Here is a 20,146-nt window from a genome sequence, read left to right on the forward strand (position 1 = left end):
TTAGATTGCCTCCTTCTCTTCTTTTCCTTCTGCCTTCATTGTTTTCTCTATATATTTATCAAACCTTCTAAATCTAATCCAGCTTACAATAAGTGCAGATATTGCTGTCGGAATGCCCCAAAGTGCCATATCCCATACTCCGACATGCATACCTACTGAATCGAAGAATCCTTTCATTAATAAAATAGCTCCAGTTGCGATGAAAATATCTTCTCCGAAAAACCAAGCTGTATTTTCAGCAGCTGCTGCGTTTGCTTTAATCTTTTCTCTTAATTTTTCAGGAAGTTTACCGTATTTACCTTGCGCGGCCCCTTCTGCCATCGGTGCAACGAGCGGCCTTACTGTTTGCGCATGCCCACCAATATTAAGCCCTAGTGCTGCTGACGATTCTCTTATCGTAAAATATGACATTAATACTCTTCCAGTTGTTGCTCCTTTTGATTTCGTTATAAGTGCTTCTGCTCTTTCTTTTAAACCGTAACGCTCTAAAATTCCGATTACCGGTAAAGTTAATATAATTGGCATAGACATATATCTATTTTCTATGAAAAATTTACCGAACATGCTGATCACATCATAAAAACTTAATCCTGAAACCATACCAGTAACAATACCTGCAACCATAACTACTAAAAGTGTATTTAATCTAAATAAAAAGCCCACTGCAACAAGTAGTATCCCGATTAATTTAATCATTTCTAGCACTTCCTCTCATTTTTTATTTCGGTGTACAAATAGAAACTTCGTTAAGTTTGAATGTTCTGTATATTCTTTCTGCAAATTGCACTGCTTTTTCCCCATCACCGTGTAAACAAATCGTTTGCGCCTGAACTGCTACTTTCTCTCCATTGACCGCATATACATAGCCTTCTTTCACCATTTGAAGTACTTGCTTTATCGCTTCGTCTTCATCTTTTATAAGCGCATTTTCTTCTGTACGGCTCGTTAATGTACCATCTTGCTTATATGTACGATCCGCAAAAGCCTCTTGTACGAGAGTTACTTTGTATTTTTCTGCAGCCTGTATAAACGCCTCGCTATTTGCTAATCCATAAAGTAATAGACTTGGATTTATATGATAAATTGCCTTTGCAATTGCATCTGCAATTTCCGGATTAGACGCCGCCATATTATATAAGGCACCGTGCGGCTTTACATGCTGCATTTTCCCGCCTGCCGCTTTCACAAATGCGTCTAATGCGCCTGTTTGATATAAAACATAATCGTATACTTCACTTGCTGAAACATTCATGTTTCTTCTACCAAATCCAATTAAATCAGGAAATCCAGGATGCGCCCCTACTGCTACGTTATGCTCCAAAGCTTTTTCAACAGTTTGACGCATAATAGACGGATCACCCGCATGAAAACCGCAAGCAACGTTTATAGAGGAAACGAACGGAAGAATTTCATCACCATTCCCCATTTTATAAGCGCCAAAACTTTCTCCTAAATCACAGTTTAAATCGATTGTAGTCATAATGTATTCCTCCTAATTTTAGCTTCGTAAAGCGATGAATTTCTTTAATAGATTCATATTTACTTCTTGTTCTATGTACAATTGTTCCGCTTCTTCAAGCGTAATTTTCTCAAAAGAAACATAGTCCCCCGGCTTTAGCTGGGCAAGAAGAGGTAAATCTACTGAAATGATATTTCCCATTCTCGGATAGCCACCTGTCGTTTGCCTATCTACCATTAATATAATCGGCTGTCCACCATTAGGAACTTGAATGGTTCCAAATGTAACAGGACTCGATAAAATCTCTTTTTCTTCAATCCTATTTAAAACTTCTCCCTCAACCCTATAGCCCATACGGTCAGCATAATTAGATACCTTATACTCTTTCGTAAAAAATGCCTTTCTACTTTCTTCTGTAAATTGATCGTATTCAAAGTCAGCTATGACACGAAGCTTAGGATGTTTTTTATACTTTGGTAGTACACTGTTGCTAATTGCCCATTTCGTTTTTATACGCTCATCTTTTTGTAAGTCTTGTATGAAACGATTCGCCATTTCTGGTTGTGCACCAATTTGGAAGTAGTCACCCTTTTTCAGCATTCTTCCTTCTATACCACCAATCGTAGCACGTATGTACGTACTTTTGCTTCCCATTGTACGCTCAATATGTATTCCACCCGCAAAGGTCACATACGCTCTGCAACCACTTTTCACTTTTCCAAAACAAAGCATACTACCTTCTTCCGCTAAAATGGGACGCCATAACGGGATACGTTCTCCATTCAATAACGGTTCCATATCTGCTCCGCCAATCGCAAGTAAAGTCGTTTTCTTTATTAACAATTTAGGTCCCATAATCGTCATTTCGAGTCCCGCTTCATTCTCCTCATTACCAACTAACATATTGATCATCCGAAGTGCACTTTGATCCATAGTCCCGCCAACTGGTACACCGTATTGTTGATAATGAGATCGCCCTAAATCTTGGACTGTTGTAAACATTCCTGCATGCAAAACCTCTACATCCATTCTTTAGCCCCCTCAAGTGATACGTACTCTTCCTTCGTTATTGGGATAAATCGTAAATACATACCGCTTTGAATAAAGGTTGGTGTTTCTTCTTCCGGATTAAATAAGGAGATTGGTGTTCGACCAATAATATTCCATCCACCCGGTGTTTCAAGTGGATAAATACCTGTTTGATTTCCGCCGATTCCTACCGAACCAGGTGAGATTTGTAACCGCGGTATTTCTTTTCTAGGTGTTTCTAATTCTTTTGATAGTCCTCCTAAATACGGGAACCCTGGTGTAAAACCTAACATATATACAAAATATGTAGTTTCACTATGTATTCGAATCACATCTTCTACTTGTAAACCTTTATAATGTGCAACCTCTTCTAAATCAGGTCCATATTCTCCCCCGTAGCACACTGGTATAGAAATATGTTTCACATCCTGTTTTACTTCTTCTTTATAAGAATCACACAGCTCCTTTATATACTGGCGAACGTAATCATGTGACCTTTCACGTCTCTCATTTCCCTTCCATACTTCGTATACATTGTAGTAAACAGCTAATGAAGTAAACGACGGAACGCACTCTATCATTCCTGCAAACGGATGTTGCTGCAGTGCTTGAAATAACCGCTGTACTTTCTCATATATATCCCTCTTAATTTCTTCACCAAATATAACAATAATTGCTTGATCCCCTAACGCAGAAAATTTCATCCTACTCCCTCTTTCTATGCCAAAAAGCCGAGTTCTTTCGAAATGCGATGCGCTGTTTCTTTCACCTTCGCAATAAAATATGAAATGTTACTTTCGTTGTACTCAATTGCTAATCCCGAAATACTAATGCCTGCTACAACCGTTCCATCGCTCGCGAAAATGGGTGCTGCTATCGCGGCTGTATGATTTTCTAACTCAGCATAACTAATGGTGTAGCCTTCCTTTTTTGCCATTTGCAACACTTCTAACAATTGTTTCTTATCCACGATTGTTCCATCTGCAAACTGTTTTAAATCCACTTCCTCTATGTATCTCCGTTTCTCTTCCTCAGAGAAATACGATAGTAAAATTCTTGGACATGCGCCAGCATAAAGCGGTGCTCTTCTTCCAACCGCCGTATACACGCGTACCGGCTGAACACCTTCCATTTTTTCAACATAAATTGCGTCATTTCCATCCTGAATTATTAAATTAACTGCCTGTCCTAAACTATCTCTAAGTTCTTTCATATAAGGAATTGCTATATTTCTTACTGATAATCGTTGTGAAACAAGTTGACCGAACCGTAAAAATACGACCCCTAAACGATATTTCCCCTTTTCGTTTTTTTGTAAAAACTCCATCTCTTCCAACGAGCCAATTAAACGATAAACAGATGTTTTCGGCATATTTGTAAGCTGAACCATCTCTGTTAAACTTAGCTCTTCATGCTCATAAAACAACTCCAAAATATCCATTGTCTTAACTGCCGTTTTATTTATACTCATTCTATCTCCCTTTCGTTCCGAATTACGGAACTTAAATTCCGTTTTTCGAAACAAACATATAATTTAAAATTATAAAATATTCTTTCAATTCAATCAATAGATTTTAAGCAAATAAAAAAGTATGGAAGAATATCTCTCCCATACTTCACCACACTTTATAACGCTCTTACTTGTTCCAACGGCCAGAAAACAGCTTGTCCTTTTCCGACAATTTCATCTTCTGAAATAAAGCCAAACATGCGACCATCCTTAGAAACTTCACGATTATCCCCTAAAACAAATACTTGGCCTTCTGGCACTTTCGTTTTCCCAGTGATTTGTTCTAACGTAAAGTCTGGAGTTAATACACGGCCTACTGCTTTTTCTTTAAACTGTTTTAAATATGGTTCTTCCATCGCTTTTCCGTTTACATATAAAACATCATTTTTATACTCAACTGTATCGCCTGGCAAACCAATTACTCGTTTTACTAAATCGTATCCTTCTTTCCCGTGGAAGACGATAATATCAAAGCGATCTAATCCACTTATACTATAACCAATCTTATTCACGAGAACTCTTTCGTTATTTTTTAAAGTGGGCATCATTGATTCACCTTGTACTAAAGAAGGTGTAAATAAAACACCGCGAATAATAGCAATTAATACAAGGGTAAAACCTATCGTTTTAGCCCAAGAGAATAATTCTTTCTTCGTATTTTCCTTCATCGTTTCTCCTCTTTCTTAAGCACTTATTTTATTATTTCAACTAATTCTTGTACTAAATTAGGATCTATTTCAGAAAAACATGATTTTCCTTCTCTTACCGCTGTACCGACATGCGCCTGCGTGATTCCGGTTTCATCTAGCAATCGCTTTATATTTTCTTTCGTCACGCCAGCTCCAGCTACAAGCTGAATTTGACCCTCACTTACCTTTTGCATTTCTGTAAGCACCGGAATATTCTCTACTATATTTCCTTGTCCACCTGAAGTTAAAACGTGAGTCACTTTATGAAACTTCTTTAAAGTGCTCATCGCTTCTACTGGATTTTTTATATCATCTATCGCACGGTGGTACGTTACATTTATTCCATCTACAACAGATAGTAAATCCGCTAATTTCTCTTCATCCACTTCATTTCGTTCGTTTAATACGCCTAATACTACCCCAGCTGCTCCTAACTTCTGTGCAACTATAATATCTTCTTTCATCATTTCAATTTCTTCTTCCGTATATGTAAAAGACTTCGCATGCGGACGAATCATAACATGAATTGGTATACTTACTACTTCTACCGCTTTTTTTATAAAAGCATAACTCGGTGTTAAACCACCTTCTGTATAAGATGAAATTAATTCAATCCGCTTCCCGCCAGCACTTTCAATTCGTTTTACATCTTCTAAACATGTTGCAATAACCTCTAGCATGAGATGACCTCTTTTCGTGCTTTTTTCTTATTATAACATTAGTAAAAATAAGAAGCCTAGCTTTCTCCTTTAAAACTTAAAAAAGAAGAATGAAAAGAAAGATTTTTTATTGGCAACGATTATTGGTAACATCCTATTATTCATGTACACTCCTACCATAATGAAAAAAGCCCTTCATTTTGACGGATTTTTCTAATTTCAAGCTTTTCTTTCCTCAGTTTTCAGATCAATGCCTAATTGATCTTCCAATAACTTTACACCTTTCTTTGTAAGATGGACAGCTCGGTTCTTATCCGTTTTCGTAATCCATCCCTGTTCAAAAAGCAGTTTTGCAATTGCAGACCCTAACCAACCAGAAATATGGTAACGCCGTTCACTCCAATCAAGGCAAGGTTTTGCAAATACCCTCCTTTTTGTATCTGCCTCATCAACATTTATTCCAAAATTCAGAAACCATTTCTTACCTTGTTCCGTTACAATGTATTCTCCATCCTCTAAAATTATAAATTGCCTATCTAGTAATTTTTCAGTTATCTCTACACCGAGTTTGCCTGCAAGATGATCATAACAAGTTCGAGCATAACGAATTTGTTTTAGTTGGCTTGATTGTTTTAAAGAGCGAACTTGAACTGTTGGTGCAATTGTCCCTAACTTTTCAAGCACTTCTGCAACTTCTTGATTAGCAAGTCGATAGTAACGATGTCTACCATGTTGTTCAACTGTAAGTAAATTCCCTTCTACTAATTTAGAAAGATGCGAACTAATTGTTGGATGTGACACTTTTGCCATATAAGCCAATTCACTAGCAGGTAGTGCCTGATTATTCATTAGACAATCTAAGATGATTGCTCTTGTAGGTTCAGCAATTAGTTTAGCTATATATGAGATATTCGGATATACATTCATATTTCGATGATACCCTAACTATTAAATTGATACAATTATTTTAAGTTTAATAGTAAAGGAGAATGTATTATGAATGCAATTGATCTTAGTATATTAAATTTAAAAGAAACGAGAAGGCGCTCAGAAAAATTATGGAATTCTCTTCCCGATAATTTTCTTAATTGGAAGCCTGATCCTGAGGCTATGTCCTTTGGTGAAATGATTCGTCACGTATGGAGCTCAACTTTTTACTATCATATGATTATAAAAAACAACGGTTCAATAAACGACATACGTACCCCGTATGATGACGAGCCAATTACTTGTGTAAAAAAAGAAATTGAATTGGCACAATCACACTTTACTGACTTCATAGAATATGTTCAATCAATAAGCATAGCCGAGCTAGATTCAAGACTTATTGATCGAAGCGATGTTGGCTATCAACGATATTTAGGTGATATGCTATTACGAATTGCCTATCATGATGCGGTACATGCGGGTCAATTTTTACAATATTTGCGAATGGTTAACTTGGAAAGACCTTTAATTTGGGATTAAATACGAAAAATGTTTATACAGCCTCCAAACTGGCATTACAATAAGAATTTTTCAACAAGAAACAATCACAACACCATGATAATCATTTATATTAAAAACCTACATCTCCATTAAGTACTTCATACACATAAAAAGCACGGGTTTGATTACTAATCAAACCCGTGCTTTCAAAACAACTATAATATCCATAAACAATAAAATGTAAACTTCAAAAATCACGACCGAAACGCCGCATCCGCAAGCATAGATAATGTTGCATCATCCATCGGTGGATTGTGTAATCCTGCTCTGACATTTAAATAGTAACGATGGAGCGGATTTTTTTCTGATAGACTTTTTGCTCCTACGATGCGCATTGATTTATCCACTATGGATATCGCCGCATTTGTTACGGCGTATTTCACTGCCGCTAATTCTGCTTGCAGTGACAGTTTATCTTCTGCCTCATCGTATTTTTTCGCAATTTGATATAAAAAGACGCGAGCTTGCATAAGCTCGAGTTCTAATTCTCCAACTAATCTTCTAACATTCGGTAATAAACTAATAGAATGGTTTAAACTATTTGGTTTGTATGATCCCGCAAACTGAACTGCATAATTTCTTGCTGATTGTGCAATTCCTAAATAACATGCTGGTATATGTAGCAACCAGCCAATACCCTTTTGTTTCACTTTCCCGCCTTTTACATCCGTAAAAAAGCGGTTGTCTATCTCTACATTTTGTAAAACAAGGTCGTGGCTAGCAGTCCCTCGCATTGCAACGCTATCCCACGTTTCTTCAATAGATACACCGAGTGTATTTCTTGGAATAACAAACTCACCAACTTCTTCACGGCCTTCCATACTTGCTGAAATAATAAAATAATCAAGTACTGGCGCCATCGTTGTAAAAGTTTTTCTTCCATTTATAATCCACTTCTCGCCTTGTTGAACCGCTATTGTTTCTGGTTTGCCGCCACGCGTCGGACTCCCTGTTTTCGGTTCTGTTGCTGCCCTGTTAAAGAGCGCACCATTACGTACTTCTTCGCAAAACCATTTGAACATCTCATCATTCCAAGAGCGATTTTCCGCTAGCTCCTTCACAATGCCAAGATGCCAGCCAATCGATAATGCAGTAGCTCCACAGCCTTCCGCGATTTTCTCTTGAAATAAAACGAAGTCATATAAAGAAATGGTACTACCACCAAATTCCTTCGGTAACGTTAATTTCGTATATCCGATATCTTTCAAATCATTTATATTTTCATACGGAAATGATCCTAATTCACTTAGCTGATGCTCCCTTTCCATGAACTTCGGAATCAATTTATTTATTTTCTCAATAATTAAAGACTGTTCTTCTGTTTCAACAAATGAGAGTGCCATACTATAATCTCCTTTATCCCGCTATTTGCGGGCAGTAAAACTCCCACCTAAAAATTCAGGTGAAGCAAAGGAAGTTAGGTGGGAGATCAACTGCCCGTAAACGCCCGATTGGTTCAACTAATAATCAGTGAGAAACCCACCCACTGATTAAAGTTTCACTTTATGCTCGATTCATAAACCGTTCATTTTGTCATTATGATTATATGAAGCTACCTCTCTATTGTTTCACTATTCCGATAAAAATACAATGTTTTTGACTAATAAGAAAAGTTCCTATTTAAGGATAGATCCTTTTCTTATATTAGTCCCCCTTCAATGCTTTTAATGGCAAAGAGGTTACATATCCAATATACGAGAATAATTCTTTAAAGAAGAATGGTATTTCTGTATCTAACGTTTTATATGCTGATGTCGGCGTTGGTGAAGCATATGCTTCAATATTAATATGTTTTGCGATTCTCATTGCGCGTTTCATATGAAGTGGATCACTTACAATCGTGTATGTTTGTATGCCGTTCTCTATTCCAACTTGCTTCGCATTCTTTAAATTTTCTTCAGTGAAAAGGGATTTTGTTTCAATTAAAATATCTTCCTCTTTTACACCTTGTTTCATTGCATATACTCTTGCAGTACGTGCTTCCTCAAGTTCTGCCTCGAACTTTGTACCACCTGTAAAAATAATCTTTTTAATATTTCCGTTCTTATATAAAGAAATCGCATGATTAATTCTTTCTTTAAATACAGGAGATGGTTTTCCGTTCCATGAAGCTGCGCCTAGTACGATACCAGCATCCGTTTTCACGTCATCATTTGCTTTAAAACGATAACTCCAAATATCGTAAGCTGCATAACTTACATATAAAATAGCAGAACAAATCATTAGTAAAAATACTTGAAAGATTCGTCTTTTCTTACTCTTCTTATTTTCTTTCATTTGTAATTGCCTCCGTACATCATCCATACTTCTATAAAAAACATTTATATCAAATCGTTTTGTTTGAGTTTATTTAAAAGAAGGAACTTTACTTGTTATTTATGTATAAAAGGGTTTTCATTTAAAATTGAGGATTATCAATTCATTTTCATTTGCGGTTTTCATTACATTTTTTAAATTCATAAGTTTATTACCATACAACTACATTGTAACGAATTTTTTCTCAGAAGGGAACGATGAAACAAAAGGAATTAAAATAAAGTAGCATTTTGTAAGAAAAAAGGTATATTTTTCATGTCTCACGAACAATATACCTTTCAAAACACGAATTATAACTTTTCTTTATACAACTCTAATTTTTCTAACAATTGTTCTTTTATGCCTGGCCATTCACTCGAGATAATACTGTACACCACCGCATCTCTCACATAACCATTCGGTAATTTTCTTTCATTTCGAAGCACACCCTCTTTTACTGCGCCTAATCTTTCAATTGCTCGTTGGGCTTTTTCATTTCTTGCATCCGTCTTAATTTGTACCCTAAGCATATGCAGTTTTTCAAAAGCATACTGAAGAAGCATATACTTACACTCTGTATTTATACTCGTACGTTGCACACTCGGATGATACCACGTTTGCCCTAACTCAACTGTCTTATCTTCTACTGAAATATTATATAACCGTGTACTTCCTACAATCTTATTCGACTGTTGATCTACGACTATGAAAGGTATTTGAGTACCTCTTCCGTAACCCTTTATTGCTTTTTGAACGTATTGTTGCATATCTTGCACACTATCCATTTTAGAGATTAAATACGCCCAAATATCCCGATTTCCTTCTACAATCGAAAACAAAGTTTCGACATCAATATTATCCATTAACCGCAACTTTGCTCTTTCGTGAATAATTTCCATTTTTAAGCCCCCTTTGTTGTTACTATAACACATCATTAACATAGTTTTATTAATATATATTAATGAATTAGCGCCATAAACATATAGTACATCTAAAAATAAAAAATACGATGCCTTTATTCAAGCATCGCACTTATAATTTCACACTACCTACGCTTTTACGATAAATATTCATTTACACAATTTAGTAAACGCCATATATTCAGAACTTACATTATAGTTCAAAGCAACAAATAAGCAATCGGCGTAATAATAAGCAACGTTAAAATCGTTCTCTGCACATATAAAATAATAAGTTCAGATACTTTTAATGGAATATCTGTTGATAATATACAAGGAATGGAAGCGGAGAAAAACAAAATAGATGATACGGAAACAACTGCAATAACAAACTTTGTCACAAGTGGTGCATTAACTACTAATAATGACGGTAAAAACATTTCTGCAATACCAACTGATGCGGCTTTAGCAGCTAAGTCTGCTTCTGGTAATTGTAATAGCCATGTAAACGGATAGAAAATATAACTAATCCAATCAAATATTGGCGTGAACTTCGCTAAGACGATACCAATTAATCCTACTGACATAATGGATGGTAAAATTCCCATTGTCATAATAAATCCGTCTTTTAAATTCACTGCAATATTTTTCATAATGCTCGGTGCAGACTTTGATACTTCTAACGCATCTTCCCAAGCACGTTCTAACATTTTCTCTTTATAAACAGGCTCTGGGAACCCTTCTTCTGTTACATATGTATCTGGTTTTCTACTAAGGGGCGGGATTCTTACGGTGATAGCAGTCACGATGAATGTTACAACAAGTGTAGTCCAAAAATAAACATTCCATAAATGCATAATATCTAATGTTTTTGCGATGATGATCATAAATGTAGCGGATACTGTAGAAAATCCTGTAGCGATAATCGCCGCTTCTTTTGTCGTATACTTTCCTTCTTTATACACGCGGTTCGTAATAAGAAGGGCAAGCGAATAACTTCCAACGAAGGACGCAACTGCATCAATCGCCGATCTCCCCGGCGTATTCCATAATGGCCTCATAATCGGACGACAAAATGTACCGATAAATTCAAGCAATCCATATCCGACTAATAACGCTAAAAACGCCGAGCCAATTGGAACGAGCAAACTTACTGATATGACTAGCTTCTCATACAAAAACGGCCCAATATCTGGCGCAAAGAACCAAGCTGGTCCTACTTTTAAACAATATAATATGCCAAAAACAACGCCAACTACTTTTAAAATAGAAAAACAAATGTCTACGATAGATGCATTCCATTTCTTCGTATAAAATGGATAAATCGCACCAATCGCCATAACAAATAATGCATAATAAGGTACTACGCCAGGAACCGAAGCCCTAATCCACGATACGATATGATCAATCATAATAGACGATGCACCGTTTATCGTAACAGGAACGAAAAACATAAACACTCCAACAAGACTAGCAAGTATAAACCGAAGAATAATCCCCTTCTCTCGCCCTGTCTTAATTACATTACTCTTTAATTCAATTTCACTCAAAATTCCACACCCCCTATTATCTAAATATTCTGTATAATTATGTTATATTCCTTCTTTCCGTTTCTACTATTTAATCATGTGAAAAACCCTATTTTGAAATAGGGTTTTCTATTACCCTTTATAATCATCCACAATCACTTGAATGACACGATAAGATTCTTCGACCACCTTCTCATTACTATCCCTATTTGCGTCATATGTAATTAACGCCTTCCAAAGTGCCCATCCTCTCGCTCTATTCCACGTTTCTTCATCCATGCGTAATACTTCTTTAAATACATTTCTACTATTTTCATCAAAAAACGTCCACGCCATCGCTGCATCACAAGCAGGATCTCCTACACCTAAAATACCAAAATCAATTACAGCACAAAGCTTTCCATCTTTAACGAGTAAATTCCCTGGCGCTACATCTCCATGAACCCAAACTGGCTTACGGTCCCATGTTGAACTAAGTGCTACATTCCAAAGGTGCTTTAATAATGCCTCGTCAAAAACATCCTTATTATTTTCAATAGCAACTCTCGCCTCTTCATCATATACAGATATAAGTCCGCCTCGGTAAAAATTATGTGTTCCAGCTAAAGGTCCGTTACTCGCATTTATAGATTGCAATTCTACTAAAAAAGATCCTAAGTCCGCCGCAAATTCATTTAAATCCCGAACGTTTTGTTTCGTAACTGTTTCTCCCTCTATCCACTTATTAATAGACCAAGGCAATGGATACGCTTCAGACGGATTTCCTTTCGCAAGTGGGGTAGAAATTGGTAAAGAAAGCCCCTTACTCAATATAGGAAGCCAACTATTTTCTTTCTCTACTTGCGGTGCATATGCCACATCACTTGGCAATCTTACACTCATCTCATCCCCTAAGTGAAACGTCCTATTATCATGCCCACTAAACTTTACAGGTTTCACTTCTAAATGGGCCCATTCAGGAAACTGTTCCTGTATTAACTTTTCCACTAAACTTACGTTAATTGGATGCATTCACATTCTCCTTTTCTTTTGAAACTTACTAAGCCCATCCGTACTTCCAACATATTCAAAACTATTTTTCTTATAAAAATCATTTAACGTACGATTATGCCCCACGCAATCTAACTTCAAATACTCTTTATCACATTGCACATTCTCTTCTACCCACCGTAAAATCCATTCTCCTATTCCATTTCCCTTATACTTCCGTTTCACCGCAAATCTATGAATATATAATGAATTAGAAACTTCCTCTTTACCAAAAATATGTTCATCCCATTCATTTTGTTTAGGAGAAACTGTAACCGTACCAACTATTTCATCTTCTTTCAGAACAACATATGTATATTTCTCTCTTATACATTCTAGTATTTCAGCCGTAGCTTCCTCTCCTAAAAGATACTGCCACTGATCCACTTCTTTATATTGTAGCCATTGTGCTACCTCTTTTAATAAAATGATAATACTATCACTTTCATTTTCAGTAGCAATTCGAATTGCATATTCTTTACTTATATTTCTCTCCATATTGCCTTTCCCCTTTCAATTTGCTACCATACTGACAAACGCGTTCTACCGTCGTTTTCGTCTGTAACATATTTCACATAAAATCCTTGTTTCCGTGCGTTTTCATACATTAATTCAATCGCTTTTTGATCTTTCGCATAAATTTGTATGTATTGAGCATCCACTGCTAATACGATTAGCTCACACTTACTTTCCTTAAACTCTTCATATGTTTCAATATCTATCGCTTTTTCTCCTTTAGGATATGCTTTTAAATCTGCAAAAATAAGATAATATATGTTGTCTTTAACTAACTTTTTCAATGCTAACCCTTCCACTACACTTGGTTCTTCTGGAAATAATGCCTCATCCAATTCACCACGTGCTATTAAGTAGGACTCCTCATCCCTCACTCGCCAATCAAATACAGTAATATCAATTGGCTTTAATACTTTCCAAAGTAAATTATCATATTCATCTAGTATATCTACTGTAATCCCTCTTTTCATATGCTTGCTCCTAACTTATTCATTTTCGTTTCATACATTATATATCAAATGTAATTACTATATTTTGTCGATACATATGTACATCATAAAAAACCGCTCCACTACTAGCGAAACGGTTTCCTTCTGCTTACATTTAAATATTTCATTCAATTGTTGCACTACGTTTTAAAATATTTTTTAATATATGCACCACATCAGTCGTTCATTCTTAATGCTCACTTCGACTTCACGAAGTAATATAAAAACCATACTGCATGATTTTGTTCATCCGCAGCTATTCTCCGTAACAACTCTTTCAAATGTGCATCCGATGTCTCATCTGAAATTTCCAAATAAAAATCTACTGTTTTTTGTTCATCTTGTATAGCGAACTCTAATCCTTGTAAATACGTATTTGGGCAGTCTTCAGTAATTTGTGGTTTTGGCTGCCTACCAGTTAAGTTCGTATAAATTTGTACAAAGTTGTGGAAATGCTTTATTTCATCATTACGAATTTCAAGAATTTGTTTTTGTTCTACTTGATTTGGAGCCATATTCGCTAATTTTGCATAGCAGCTTATAGCGCTATACTCTCCATTAATAGCTTTTTCAATATCACTAATTAACTTATCATTCTGCCTATACCAATCATAATAATTCGAATTATACATCATATCCCCCCATACTTTCGCTTAACATTTTATGCATTTAGAAATAGTAGGAGCCTGTGTATATAACGGGACGGCTTTAGATTGAAAGAAAAGTTTGAGAAAAGGGTCTATTTTGTAAAGGAATTGCTTATTCATAAAGTGAAACTATAATCAGTGGGGATTTTACTACACGGCAAATAGCGGATAAAATATCACTATTTTTTTGTACGCTGTTGCTATAAATTCGCGAATGAATCAGGTTTCCAACCAGATGTGGTGTTGAGATGCGAAGCTATTATGAATCCAGTCATATAACTAGGAGGTACCACTATGCCATCTTTATTTAAAACTATGGCCTTCCAGCTGAAAACCGAAAGACTTGAGCTTAGTATGTGGGAGGAATCCGATTCCGTTTGGCTGAGCAAATTAATTGGCGAACGTGGCGTGGACATTCCAGCCGTTGATTCCGTTCGTAACCGGCTTATTGAGATGCGCAAGAAGGCAGATGAAAATGGTATTTCCCTTCTCACTATTCGAAGGAGAGACGAAGGCGATTTCATTGGGTACTGTGGCTTAATTATCGGTCGTTCCACACTTGAAGAGCCGGAGATTGCATACGAGTTGTTCCGCAGCGCTCATGGTAAAGGTTATGCGACTGAGGCCGCATCTGTTGTACTGGACGCGGCGATTGCTACTGGGCGCCAAAGACTTTGGTCGACTGTAGGTGCTTGGAATATCGCTTCCCTCCGGGTACTAGAAAAGATAGGATTTAAGCGGCATCACAGTACGTGGGATGATGAACGTGGTGAGATTGTTTGGAACGTACGCGATCTTTAAAGATTTCGCCTTAATTCTAAACACTACACTTTTCAACAATCAAGCATTTACATTGAGAAAAAATCACAAACAAGCCGTTTCACTAATTAGTGAAACGGCTTGTTTTTAAGCGTTCAATTCTGTTTTATGCCCTTTTACTACACTACGTTTGAGTGCAGTTGCTAATATAGTAACCATACTTACTATACCAATCCAAACGAGTACAGTAACAGGTGTATTCCAGCTTAACCCTTTTCCGAAGAAGAAGATTTCTCTTAGGCCTTCAATCATAAATTTCATTGGTAACCATGAGTAAACCCAGTCTTGATAAAACGGAGACAACATCTCAGGTGCTAATGATAATAACGGTGCCCCGAAGAATAGTAATAAAGCGAATAAACCGATTCCTTTTAGCCCAACTAATGATAGTACTGCAGATATCATTAAGAAGAAACTAAAAGAAGTAATGGATAAGAATAGAACTGTATCCGTGAAGTTCGAAATATTTAACCCTACCATCCCATCTGCAATCCATGTAAGACCAAACCCAATTACAAGTGTCGCAATAGCTCCTGTTACGATTTGTTTTACTTTTAACAGAAAGTTTTCTTTTCTTGAGCTTACTGGCATTTTACTAATCGCAATAAAAATAATCGCTGCACTAGCTAAACTTGCAATCCATAACGGCTGGAATAATGATATTGGTGAGTTACCGTTCGCACTATTTTTGCCGACCTCATTCACATTTTTCACGTTCTTTACAATAGGTGTTACTAATTTCTCAGCTTGATCTGTTGTTACAGTAGCTCCTTTTGCTTTCAACCCTTCTAATATTTGTGTACGAACAGTATTGTTCATATTATCAACAATCGCCTGTAATATTTGCCCTGCCATAGTTGATGCAGCCGTATTCATTCCTTGATTAATATATATTTCTATCTCAGGTGAAGATGGCTGTGGTGTTCGTAACGACGCTTGTTTTGCGCTAAATTCTTTCGGGATGACTAATGCCGCGTAATACTCTTTATTGTTTAATCCCTTTTGAACGGCTTCTTTATTTTTTACTTCTACCCACTTCACTGCGGGTTCTTCCTCTGATTTCGCTGTTTTTTTCATGTTATCAACGATCGTTTGCCCCATATTCATTTTCGGTTGATTTGGAATTTCTACACCTTGATCCTCATTTACAATTGCAATTGGCAAGTTTTTCGGCTGCGGTTGAACAGTTGGAAATAGCGTTAATGAAAAAATAAAAACAACAAGTAGTGCAATAACTGGTGATAAAAATAAAAGTTTATTTTTAAACATTTTCTTTTCTCCTCCCTTAATTTGATCTATAATAACCAACAACGTGTTGTTTATTTATATTTTGAATTATATGTTCGAGTTGAACCTTATACAATAATCAAAAATCGTGAATGTGTTGGTTATAAGACACATTTTCCAAATGTGTTGAGTAAAATTAAGGAGGGATATGCTTTGCGCGATAATAATTTAGATTTGCGTGTTGTTCGTACGAAAACTGCCATACGAAATGCATTGGTGGAGCTAATTGAAGAAAAAGGTTTTGACGCCATTACAGTGAAAGATATTACAACGAATGCAAACATTAATCGCGGTACTTTCTATGCGCACTATCAAGATAAATTTGATTTAATGACAAAATGCCAAGAAGACATTATGTACGAGTTTTCTAGCATTGCTAAACAGAAATTCCCGGAAGTTATTGCTGACCTTGGATCAAATCCTTCTCCAACAATGCCATTTATACTTATCACTTCTATTCTTGAATTTCTAAATGAAAATAGTGATTTTATGAGAGCTGTACTAAGTCCGAAAGGAGATTTATCTTTCCAAACAAAACTGAAAGACTTTATGTGGAAAACATTATTTGAAGATACGAATGGTCCTCTCATTAATAAGGAGAATTTACTTGTTCCAAGCGAATATTTAACTTCTTATATGGCATCTGCACATATAGGTGTCATCCAACAATGGTTAAATAATGGACAAAAAGAAACACCTGAGGAGATTGCTCGTATTTTATCAACAATCGCCGTTCATGGACCTTTTTATGCGGCTGGTTTAAAGAAATGAGTTGTTGCAAAATAAAAGATCATCCACTATTTATAGCGGATGATCTTTTATTTCATTACAACACTTCAATATACCCTTCTGTTCCATGTACTCGTATTCGTTGCCCATCTTTTATTAATTTCGTAGCATTCTCTACCCCGACAACTGCTGGTAATCCATATTCACGTGCGATAACCGCTCCATGGGTCATCAGCCCGCCGACTTCAGTGACTAATCCTTTTATAGATACAAATAATGGTGTCCAGCCAGGGTCAGTAAACGCAGTAACTAATATATCTCCTTCTTCTAAATTCGCTTCTTCCATGTTTAAAATAACGCGAGCTCTTCCCTCAATCACTCCTGAAGAAACAGGCAGGCCTACAATCGCGTCAGCTGGAAGGTTTTCACGTTTATATTTACCTGTAATGATTTCTCCATCAGACGTCATTACACGCGGAGGCGTTAGTTTTTCATATAATTTATAATCATTTTTTTGTTTATGAATAATTTCGTAATCTAGTTTCTTCGTGCGAACAACTTCGTGAAGCTCTTCAAAAGTTAAATAGTAAATATCATCAACTTCATGAATAACACCGCTCTGCACAAGTTGCTCAGCTTCTTTCAATAACGCCTGCTTATATATGAAATAACGATTAATCATACCGTATTTTGGATATTCACGATAGCCAATAAAATTACGGATATTACGAATCATTCGCTTCGTTTCTTCTACTTTTTGTTTACTATCCGGCAAGTGCTGCAATCGGTCTAATAATTCTTCTTCTTTTTTTAAAGCTTCTTGCAGTCCTTCTTCAAACTTCCGCTTACTCGCACCATATTCAAAGTCTCTTATATTATTTAATATCATTGGGATAATGGTTGTTGGCTTCTCACTCCAGCGCGTTTTCGTAATGTCGATTTCTCCGCTACATCTCATTCCATATTTATTTAGAAAAGCAATGATTGTATCTCGAGCTTTTTCTCCGCCGTTATACTGAACAAGTTCATCTAAAAAGTTATCCTCTTCTACATGTTGTAAATACGCAATAACTTCTGGATACGGCCGAATCACATCAGCAACATCCATTAATGCTAGCCCCATTTCTGACGTAATATTATTTTGTACCGATTGAGAAAGCGCGTCTGCTACATTCTTTTCGCCTAGCCATTGCTCCATTTTTTCATTGATCCAAGCCGAAGCATTCATACCTGCCATAATGACCGCTATACTTTGCGGGTTAAATAATACTTTCTTTAATTGCTGAATGTCTTCTAAAATAAAATCAAGTACATCCACCCCTGATTTCGTTTGCATGTTTCGTTTTAACTCTTCGATTGATGCTTCACTATTCTTTATTAAATCTGTAACGATTGCTGAATCAATTTCGATTTCTGGTTGCGAACTTACTGGTGGCTTACTTTTACTAGCACTCTTTTCTTTTTCTTCATTCGGTAATAATTTAATAAAATGATCTCGCTCGATTATAGTCGTTAATGCATCTCTTACGAGTGGATCCGACTTCCCTAAAGTGTTTACTAAATAAGCTCTGCTAGCAGGTAAAGCTAATTGTTGCGTAGCATCAACAAATAGCCTTCCTCCCGCTTTACGCATAGGAGCACTAGTCGTTAACAGGAAAAAAGATAACCCTAGTGGTTTCATCGCATCGGTCATCATTTGTTGGTGACCAACCGATATATACACATGATTTCCCCCATCATTTACTTCTGGTATTGGATATAAAGTCGTAATGGGGCGACTTTGGACAATATAAAATGTATCATCCACTAAACACCATTCAATATCTTGCGGACAACCAAAATAAGCTTCAATCTGTCTTCCGATACTTGCTAGTTGTAAAATTTGTTGTTCAGACAATGTTTGAATTTTTTGCTGAGCCGGATCAATCTGTTTTGTTTCTGTTCCGCCTTCTTGTAAGCCATAGATAGCTAATTTTTTAGTTGCGATCATCTTATCGACGATTTCGCCTTCTTTTACTTTATAATTATCAGCAGAGACCAGTCCTGATACTAATGCCTCACCAAGTCCAAAACTGGCATCGATTGATAACACCTTCCGGTTAGAAGTAATCGGATCAGCGGTAAATAAAATTCCTGAAGCCTGCGGGAAAACCATTTTTTGAACAACAACACATATAGAAACTTGATTATGTTCAAAACCATTTTGCATACGGTACATGACTGCTCGCTCTGTAAATAAAGAAGCCCCGCACTTTTTTACATGCTGTAAAATTGCGTTTTCTCCGATAATATTTAAATACGTATCTTGTTGCCCAGCAAACGAAGCATACGGTAAATCTTCAGCCGTAGCACTAGAACGCACGGCATACGCATGTTCATTTCCAAAACGTGAGAGATAATGAGCTACTGATTCCACTACATCAACTGGAATTTCCACCGCCATAATGACTTCTCTAATCTTCTTACTAATTTCACCAATTTGATCTCGTTCCTCAATTTTTAGCATTTTTAATTGATTCAACAAAGTTTGAAATGCTTCATTTTTTCCGATGGCCTGTTCATACCCTACCGTTGTAACACAAAATCCTTCTGGCACTTGTATCCCTTGAATATTGGATAACTCCCCTAAATTCAATCCTTTTCCACCAACAAGTGAAAGCTGCATTTTTTCTATTTCCTGAAAACCGAGAACGAAAGAACTCATTTGGCACCTCTCCTTACTATTCATGTGTTCTTGATTGTAGCAGTAGTAAATACGAATAAACAGTCTATTTCGAACTTGATTTACATGATATAATTAAGTTAGGAAGAGATTAAAAAATGCCCCAGTTGCATAATGAAGTAACTGGGGCTCCTTATTTCCGCTCAATTTTAAATTATAATTTATTCACAACTAACTTCAATGTACTTCTGTTTTTCCCCTTTTTTCTAAAACGCCATTAATTATCACACACAATTCTTACCTCGACAAATAGTATATAACCCGAAATACGCTTTAGTTTAACCTCCTGTGAGCCTTTTCACAGGAGGTTTTATACATACATATATTATTTATAATGAATTAGTTCTCCTAT

At 36.3% G+C, this 20,146-nt stretch carries 21 protein-coding genes; 3 read left to right on the forward strand and 18 right to left on the reverse strand.

Features of this window, described 5'->3' with window-relative positions:
• From ACTFR3_RS02850 to ACTFR3_RS02885, 8 genes are all read right to left on the reverse strand, one after another.
• Entirely contained in the window at nucleotides 1–696 is a 696-nt protein-coding gene (locus ACTFR3_RS02850) for a DUF969 domain-containing protein (RefSeq protein ID WP_000593392.1), read from the reverse strand.
• Nucleotides 697–718: 22 nt separating this feature from the next.
• Nucleotides 719–1,480 (reverse strand): 5-oxoprolinase subunit PxpA, encoded by a 762-nt coding sequence (pxpA, locus tag ACTFR3_RS02855; protein ID WP_440044143.1) that lies wholly within the window; start codon nucleotides 1,478–1,480, stop codon nucleotides 719–721.
• A gap of 18 nt (nucleotides 1,481–1,498) precedes the next feature.
• A complete protein-coding gene (locus ACTFR3_RS02860) occupies nucleotides 1,499–2,488 on the reverse strand; it encodes a biotin-dependent carboxyltransferase family protein (RefSeq protein WP_440044145.1) in 990 nt (329 codons plus the stop codon).
• Complete coding sequence (gene pxpB / locus ACTFR3_RS02865) at nucleotides 2,479–3,192, reverse strand: 5-oxoprolinase subunit PxpB (RefSeq protein WP_059303677.1); 714 nt, start codon at nucleotides 3,190–3,192, stop codon at nucleotides 2,479–2,481. Before pxpB ends, ACTFR3_RS02860 begins: the two co-directional genes overlap by 10 nt.
• A 14-nt stretch (nucleotides 3,193–3,206) precedes the next feature.
• On the reverse strand, nucleotides 3,207–3,959 hold the full coding sequence (locus ACTFR3_RS02870; protein WP_059303676.1) for an IclR family transcriptional regulator: 753 nt from the start codon (nucleotides 3,957–3,959) through the stop codon (nucleotides 3,207–3,209).
• 155 nt (nucleotides 3,960–4,114) lie between these two features.
• Nucleotides 4,115–4,666, reverse strand: coding sequence for a signal peptidase I (gene lepB, locus ACTFR3_RS02875; RefSeq protein ID WP_000662501.1), 552 nt, complete (start codon nucleotides 4,664–4,666; stop codon nucleotides 4,115–4,117).
• A gap of 23 nt (nucleotides 4,667–4,689) precedes the next feature.
• Nucleotides 4,690–5,367, reverse strand: coding sequence for a copper homeostasis protein CutC (locus tag ACTFR3_RS02880; RefSeq protein ID WP_000895121.1), 678 nt, complete (start codon nucleotides 5,365–5,367; stop codon nucleotides 4,690–4,692).
• Nucleotides 5,368–5,565: 198 nt separating this feature from the next.
• The gene (locus tag ACTFR3_RS02885; protein ID WP_001103806.1) at nucleotides 5,566–6,273 is read right to left on the reverse strand and encodes an ArsR/SmtB family transcription factor; all 708 of its coding nucleotides are present in this window, start codon (nucleotides 6,271–6,273) and stop codon (nucleotides 5,566–5,568) included.
• A gap of 69 nt (nucleotides 6,274–6,342) precedes the next feature.
• On the opposite strand from ACTFR3_RS02885, the gene ACTFR3_RS02890 reads away from it, so the two are divergent.
• On the forward strand, nucleotides 6,343–6,813 hold the full coding sequence (locus ACTFR3_RS02890; protein ID WP_000991272.1) for a DinB family protein: 471 nt from the start codon (nucleotides 6,343–6,345) through the stop codon (nucleotides 6,811–6,813).
• Nucleotides 6,814–7,028: 215 nt separating this feature from the next.
• Here the strand turns inward: ACTFR3_RS02890 and ACTFR3_RS02895 are convergent, their stop codons facing one another.
• The 8 genes from ACTFR3_RS02895 to ACTFR3_RS02930 all read right to left on the reverse strand — a co-directional run bounded on the left by ACTFR3_RS02895 (nucleotide 7,029) and on the right by ACTFR3_RS02930 (nucleotide 14,222).
• Nucleotides 7,029–8,177, reverse strand: coding sequence for an acyl-CoA dehydrogenase family protein (locus tag ACTFR3_RS02895; protein WP_059303675.1), 1,149 nt, complete (start codon nucleotides 8,175–8,177; stop codon nucleotides 7,029–7,031).
• 301 nt (nucleotides 8,178–8,478) lie between these two features.
• On the reverse strand, nucleotides 8,479–9,111 hold the full coding sequence (locus ACTFR3_RS02900) for a YdcF family protein (RefSeq protein WP_000662215.1): 633 nt from the start codon (nucleotides 9,109–9,111) through the stop codon (nucleotides 8,479–8,481).
• 329 nt (nucleotides 9,112–9,440) lie between these two features.
• A complete protein-coding gene (locus ACTFR3_RS02905) occupies nucleotides 9,441–10,028 on the reverse strand; it encodes a GNAT family N-acetyltransferase (protein ID WP_000402578.1) in 588 nt (195 codons plus the stop codon).
• A gap of 221 nt (nucleotides 10,029–10,249) precedes the next feature.
• The gene (locus tag ACTFR3_RS02910) at nucleotides 10,250–11,578 is read right to left on the reverse strand and encodes a YjiH family protein (RefSeq protein WP_059303674.1); all 1,329 of its coding nucleotides are present in this window, start codon (nucleotides 11,576–11,578) and stop codon (nucleotides 10,250–10,252) included.
• A gap of 111 nt (nucleotides 11,579–11,689) precedes the next feature.
• Nucleotides 11,690–12,568 carry an aminoglycoside phosphotransferase family protein gene (locus ACTFR3_RS02915; protein WP_059303673.1) on the reverse strand — a complete coding sequence of 293 codons (879 nt, stop codon included), beginning with the start codon at nucleotides 12,566–12,568 and terminating at the stop codon, nucleotides 11,690–11,692.
• Nucleotides 12,569–13,084: a GNAT family N-acetyltransferase gene (locus ACTFR3_RS02920; protein ID WP_059303672.1), complete on the reverse strand. Its 516-nt coding sequence runs from the start codon at nucleotides 13,082–13,084 to the stop codon at nucleotides 12,569–12,571.
• 23 nt (nucleotides 13,085–13,107) lie between these two features.
• A complete protein-coding gene (locus ACTFR3_RS02925) occupies nucleotides 13,108–13,572 on the reverse strand; it encodes a DUF2691 family protein (protein WP_059303671.1) in 465 nt (154 codons plus the stop codon).
• A 215-nt stretch (nucleotides 13,573–13,787) separates the two neighbouring features.
• On the reverse strand, nucleotides 13,788–14,222 hold the full coding sequence (locus ACTFR3_RS02930) for a ferritin-like domain-containing protein (protein WP_000282830.1): 435 nt from the start codon (nucleotides 14,220–14,222) through the stop codon (nucleotides 13,788–13,790).
• 309 nt (nucleotides 14,223–14,531) lie between these two features.
• Between ACTFR3_RS02930 and ACTFR3_RS02935 the strand changes: the two genes are divergently transcribed.
• Nucleotides 14,532–15,038, forward strand: a complete 507-nt coding sequence (locus ACTFR3_RS02935; RefSeq protein ID WP_001139523.1) for a GNAT family N-acetyltransferase — start codon at nucleotides 14,532–14,534, stop codon at nucleotides 15,036–15,038.
• Nucleotides 15,039–15,143: 105 nt separating this feature from the next.
• Here ACTFR3_RS02935 and ACTFR3_RS02940 read toward each other — a convergent pair whose 3' ends face one another.
• Nucleotides 15,144–16,325 (reverse strand): YhgE/Pip domain-containing protein, encoded by a 1,182-nt coding sequence (locus ACTFR3_RS02940; protein ID WP_059303669.1) that lies wholly within the window; start codon nucleotides 16,323–16,325, stop codon nucleotides 15,144–15,146.
• A gap of 171 nt (nucleotides 16,326–16,496) precedes the next feature.
• Between ACTFR3_RS02940 and ACTFR3_RS02945 the strand changes: the two genes are divergently transcribed.
• Nucleotides 16,497–17,114: a TetR/AcrR family transcriptional regulator gene (locus ACTFR3_RS02945; RefSeq protein WP_059303668.1), complete on the forward strand. Its 618-nt coding sequence runs from the start codon at nucleotides 16,497–16,499 to the stop codon at nucleotides 17,112–17,114.
• Nucleotides 17,115–17,169: 55 nt separating this feature from the next.
• Here ACTFR3_RS02945 and ppsA read toward each other — a convergent pair whose 3' ends face one another.
• Nucleotides 17,170–19,776 carry a phosphoenolpyruvate synthase gene (ppsA, locus tag ACTFR3_RS02950; RefSeq protein ID WP_440044147.1) on the reverse strand — a complete coding sequence of 869 codons (2,607 nt, stop codon included), beginning with the start codon at nucleotides 19,774–19,776 and terminating at the stop codon, nucleotides 17,170–17,172.
• Between the last annotated feature and the right edge of the window lie 370 nt (nucleotides 19,777–20,146).

Origin of the sequence: Bacillus cereus group sp. MYBK14-1 (genome assembly GCF_051916885.1) — a bacterium.
Taxonomy (GTDB): Bacteria; Bacillota; Bacilli; order Bacillales; family Bacillaceae_G; genus Bacillus_A; species Bacillus_A cereus.

Coding starts and splice junctions, on each gene's coding strand:
- ACTFR3_RS02850 (WP_000593392.1), bottom strand. CDS start 696: ATGATTAAATTAATCGGGATACTACTTGTTGCAGTGGGCTTTTTATTT.
- pxpA (WP_440044143.1), bottom strand. CDS start 1,480: ATGACTACAATCGATTTAAACTGTGATTTAGGAGAAAGTTTTGGCGCT.
- ACTFR3_RS02860 (WP_440044145.1), bottom strand. CDS start 2,488: ATGGATGTAGAGGTTTTGCATGCAGGAATGTTTACAACAGTCCAAGAT.
- pxpB (WP_059303677.1), bottom strand. CDS start 3,192: ATGAAATTTTCTGCGTTAGGGGATCAAGCAATTATTGTTATATTTGGT.
- ACTFR3_RS02870 (WP_059303676.1), bottom strand. CDS start 3,959: ATGAGTATAAATAAAACGGCAGTTAAGACAATGGATATTTTGGAGTTG.
- lepB (WP_000662501.1), bottom strand. CDS start 4,666: ATGAAGGAAAATACGAAGAAAGAATTATTCTCTTGGGCTAAAACGATA.
- ACTFR3_RS02880 (WP_000895121.1), bottom strand. CDS start 5,367: ATGCTAGAGGTTATTGCAACATGTTTAGAAGATGTAAAACGAATTGAA.
- ACTFR3_RS02885 (WP_001103806.1), bottom strand. CDS start 6,273: ATGAATGTATATCCGAATATCTCATATATAGCTAAACTAATTGCTGAA.
- ACTFR3_RS02890 (WP_000991272.1), top strand. CDS start 6,343: ATGAATGCAATTGATCTTAGTATATTAAATTTAAAAGAAACGAGAAGG.
- ACTFR3_RS02895 (WP_059303675.1), bottom strand. CDS start 8,177: ATGGCACTCTCATTTGTTGAAACAGAAGAACAGTCTTTAATTATTGAG.
- ACTFR3_RS02900 (WP_000662215.1), bottom strand. CDS start 9,111: ATGAAAGAAAATAAGAAGAGTAAGAAAAGACGAATCTTTCAAGTATTT.
- ACTFR3_RS02905 (WP_000402578.1), bottom strand. CDS start 10,028: ATGGAAATTATTCACGAAAGAGCAAAGTTGCGGTTAATGGATAATATT.
- ACTFR3_RS02915 (WP_059303673.1), bottom strand. CDS start 12,568: ATGCATCCAATTAACGTAAGTTTAGTGGAAAAGTTAATACAGGAACAG.
- ACTFR3_RS02920 (WP_059303672.1), bottom strand. CDS start 13,084: ATGGAGAGAAATATAAGTAAAGAATATGCAATTCGAATTGCTACTGAA.
- ACTFR3_RS02925 (WP_059303671.1), bottom strand. CDS start 13,572: ATGAAAAGAGGGATTACAGTAGATATACTAGATGAATATGATAATTTA.
- ACTFR3_RS02930 (WP_000282830.1), bottom strand. CDS start 14,222: ATGTATAATTCGAATTATTATGATTGGTATAGGCAGAATGATAAGTTA.
- ACTFR3_RS02935 (WP_001139523.1), top strand. CDS start 14,532: ATGCCATCTTTATTTAAAACTATGGCCTTCCAGCTGAAAACCGAAAGA.
- ACTFR3_RS02940 (WP_059303669.1), bottom strand. CDS start 16,325: ATGTTTAAAAATAAACTTTTATTTTTATCACCAGTTATTGCACTACTT.
- ppsA (WP_440044147.1), bottom strand. CDS start 19,776: ATGAGTTCTTTCGTTCTCGGTTTTCAGGAAATAGAAAAAATGCAGCTT.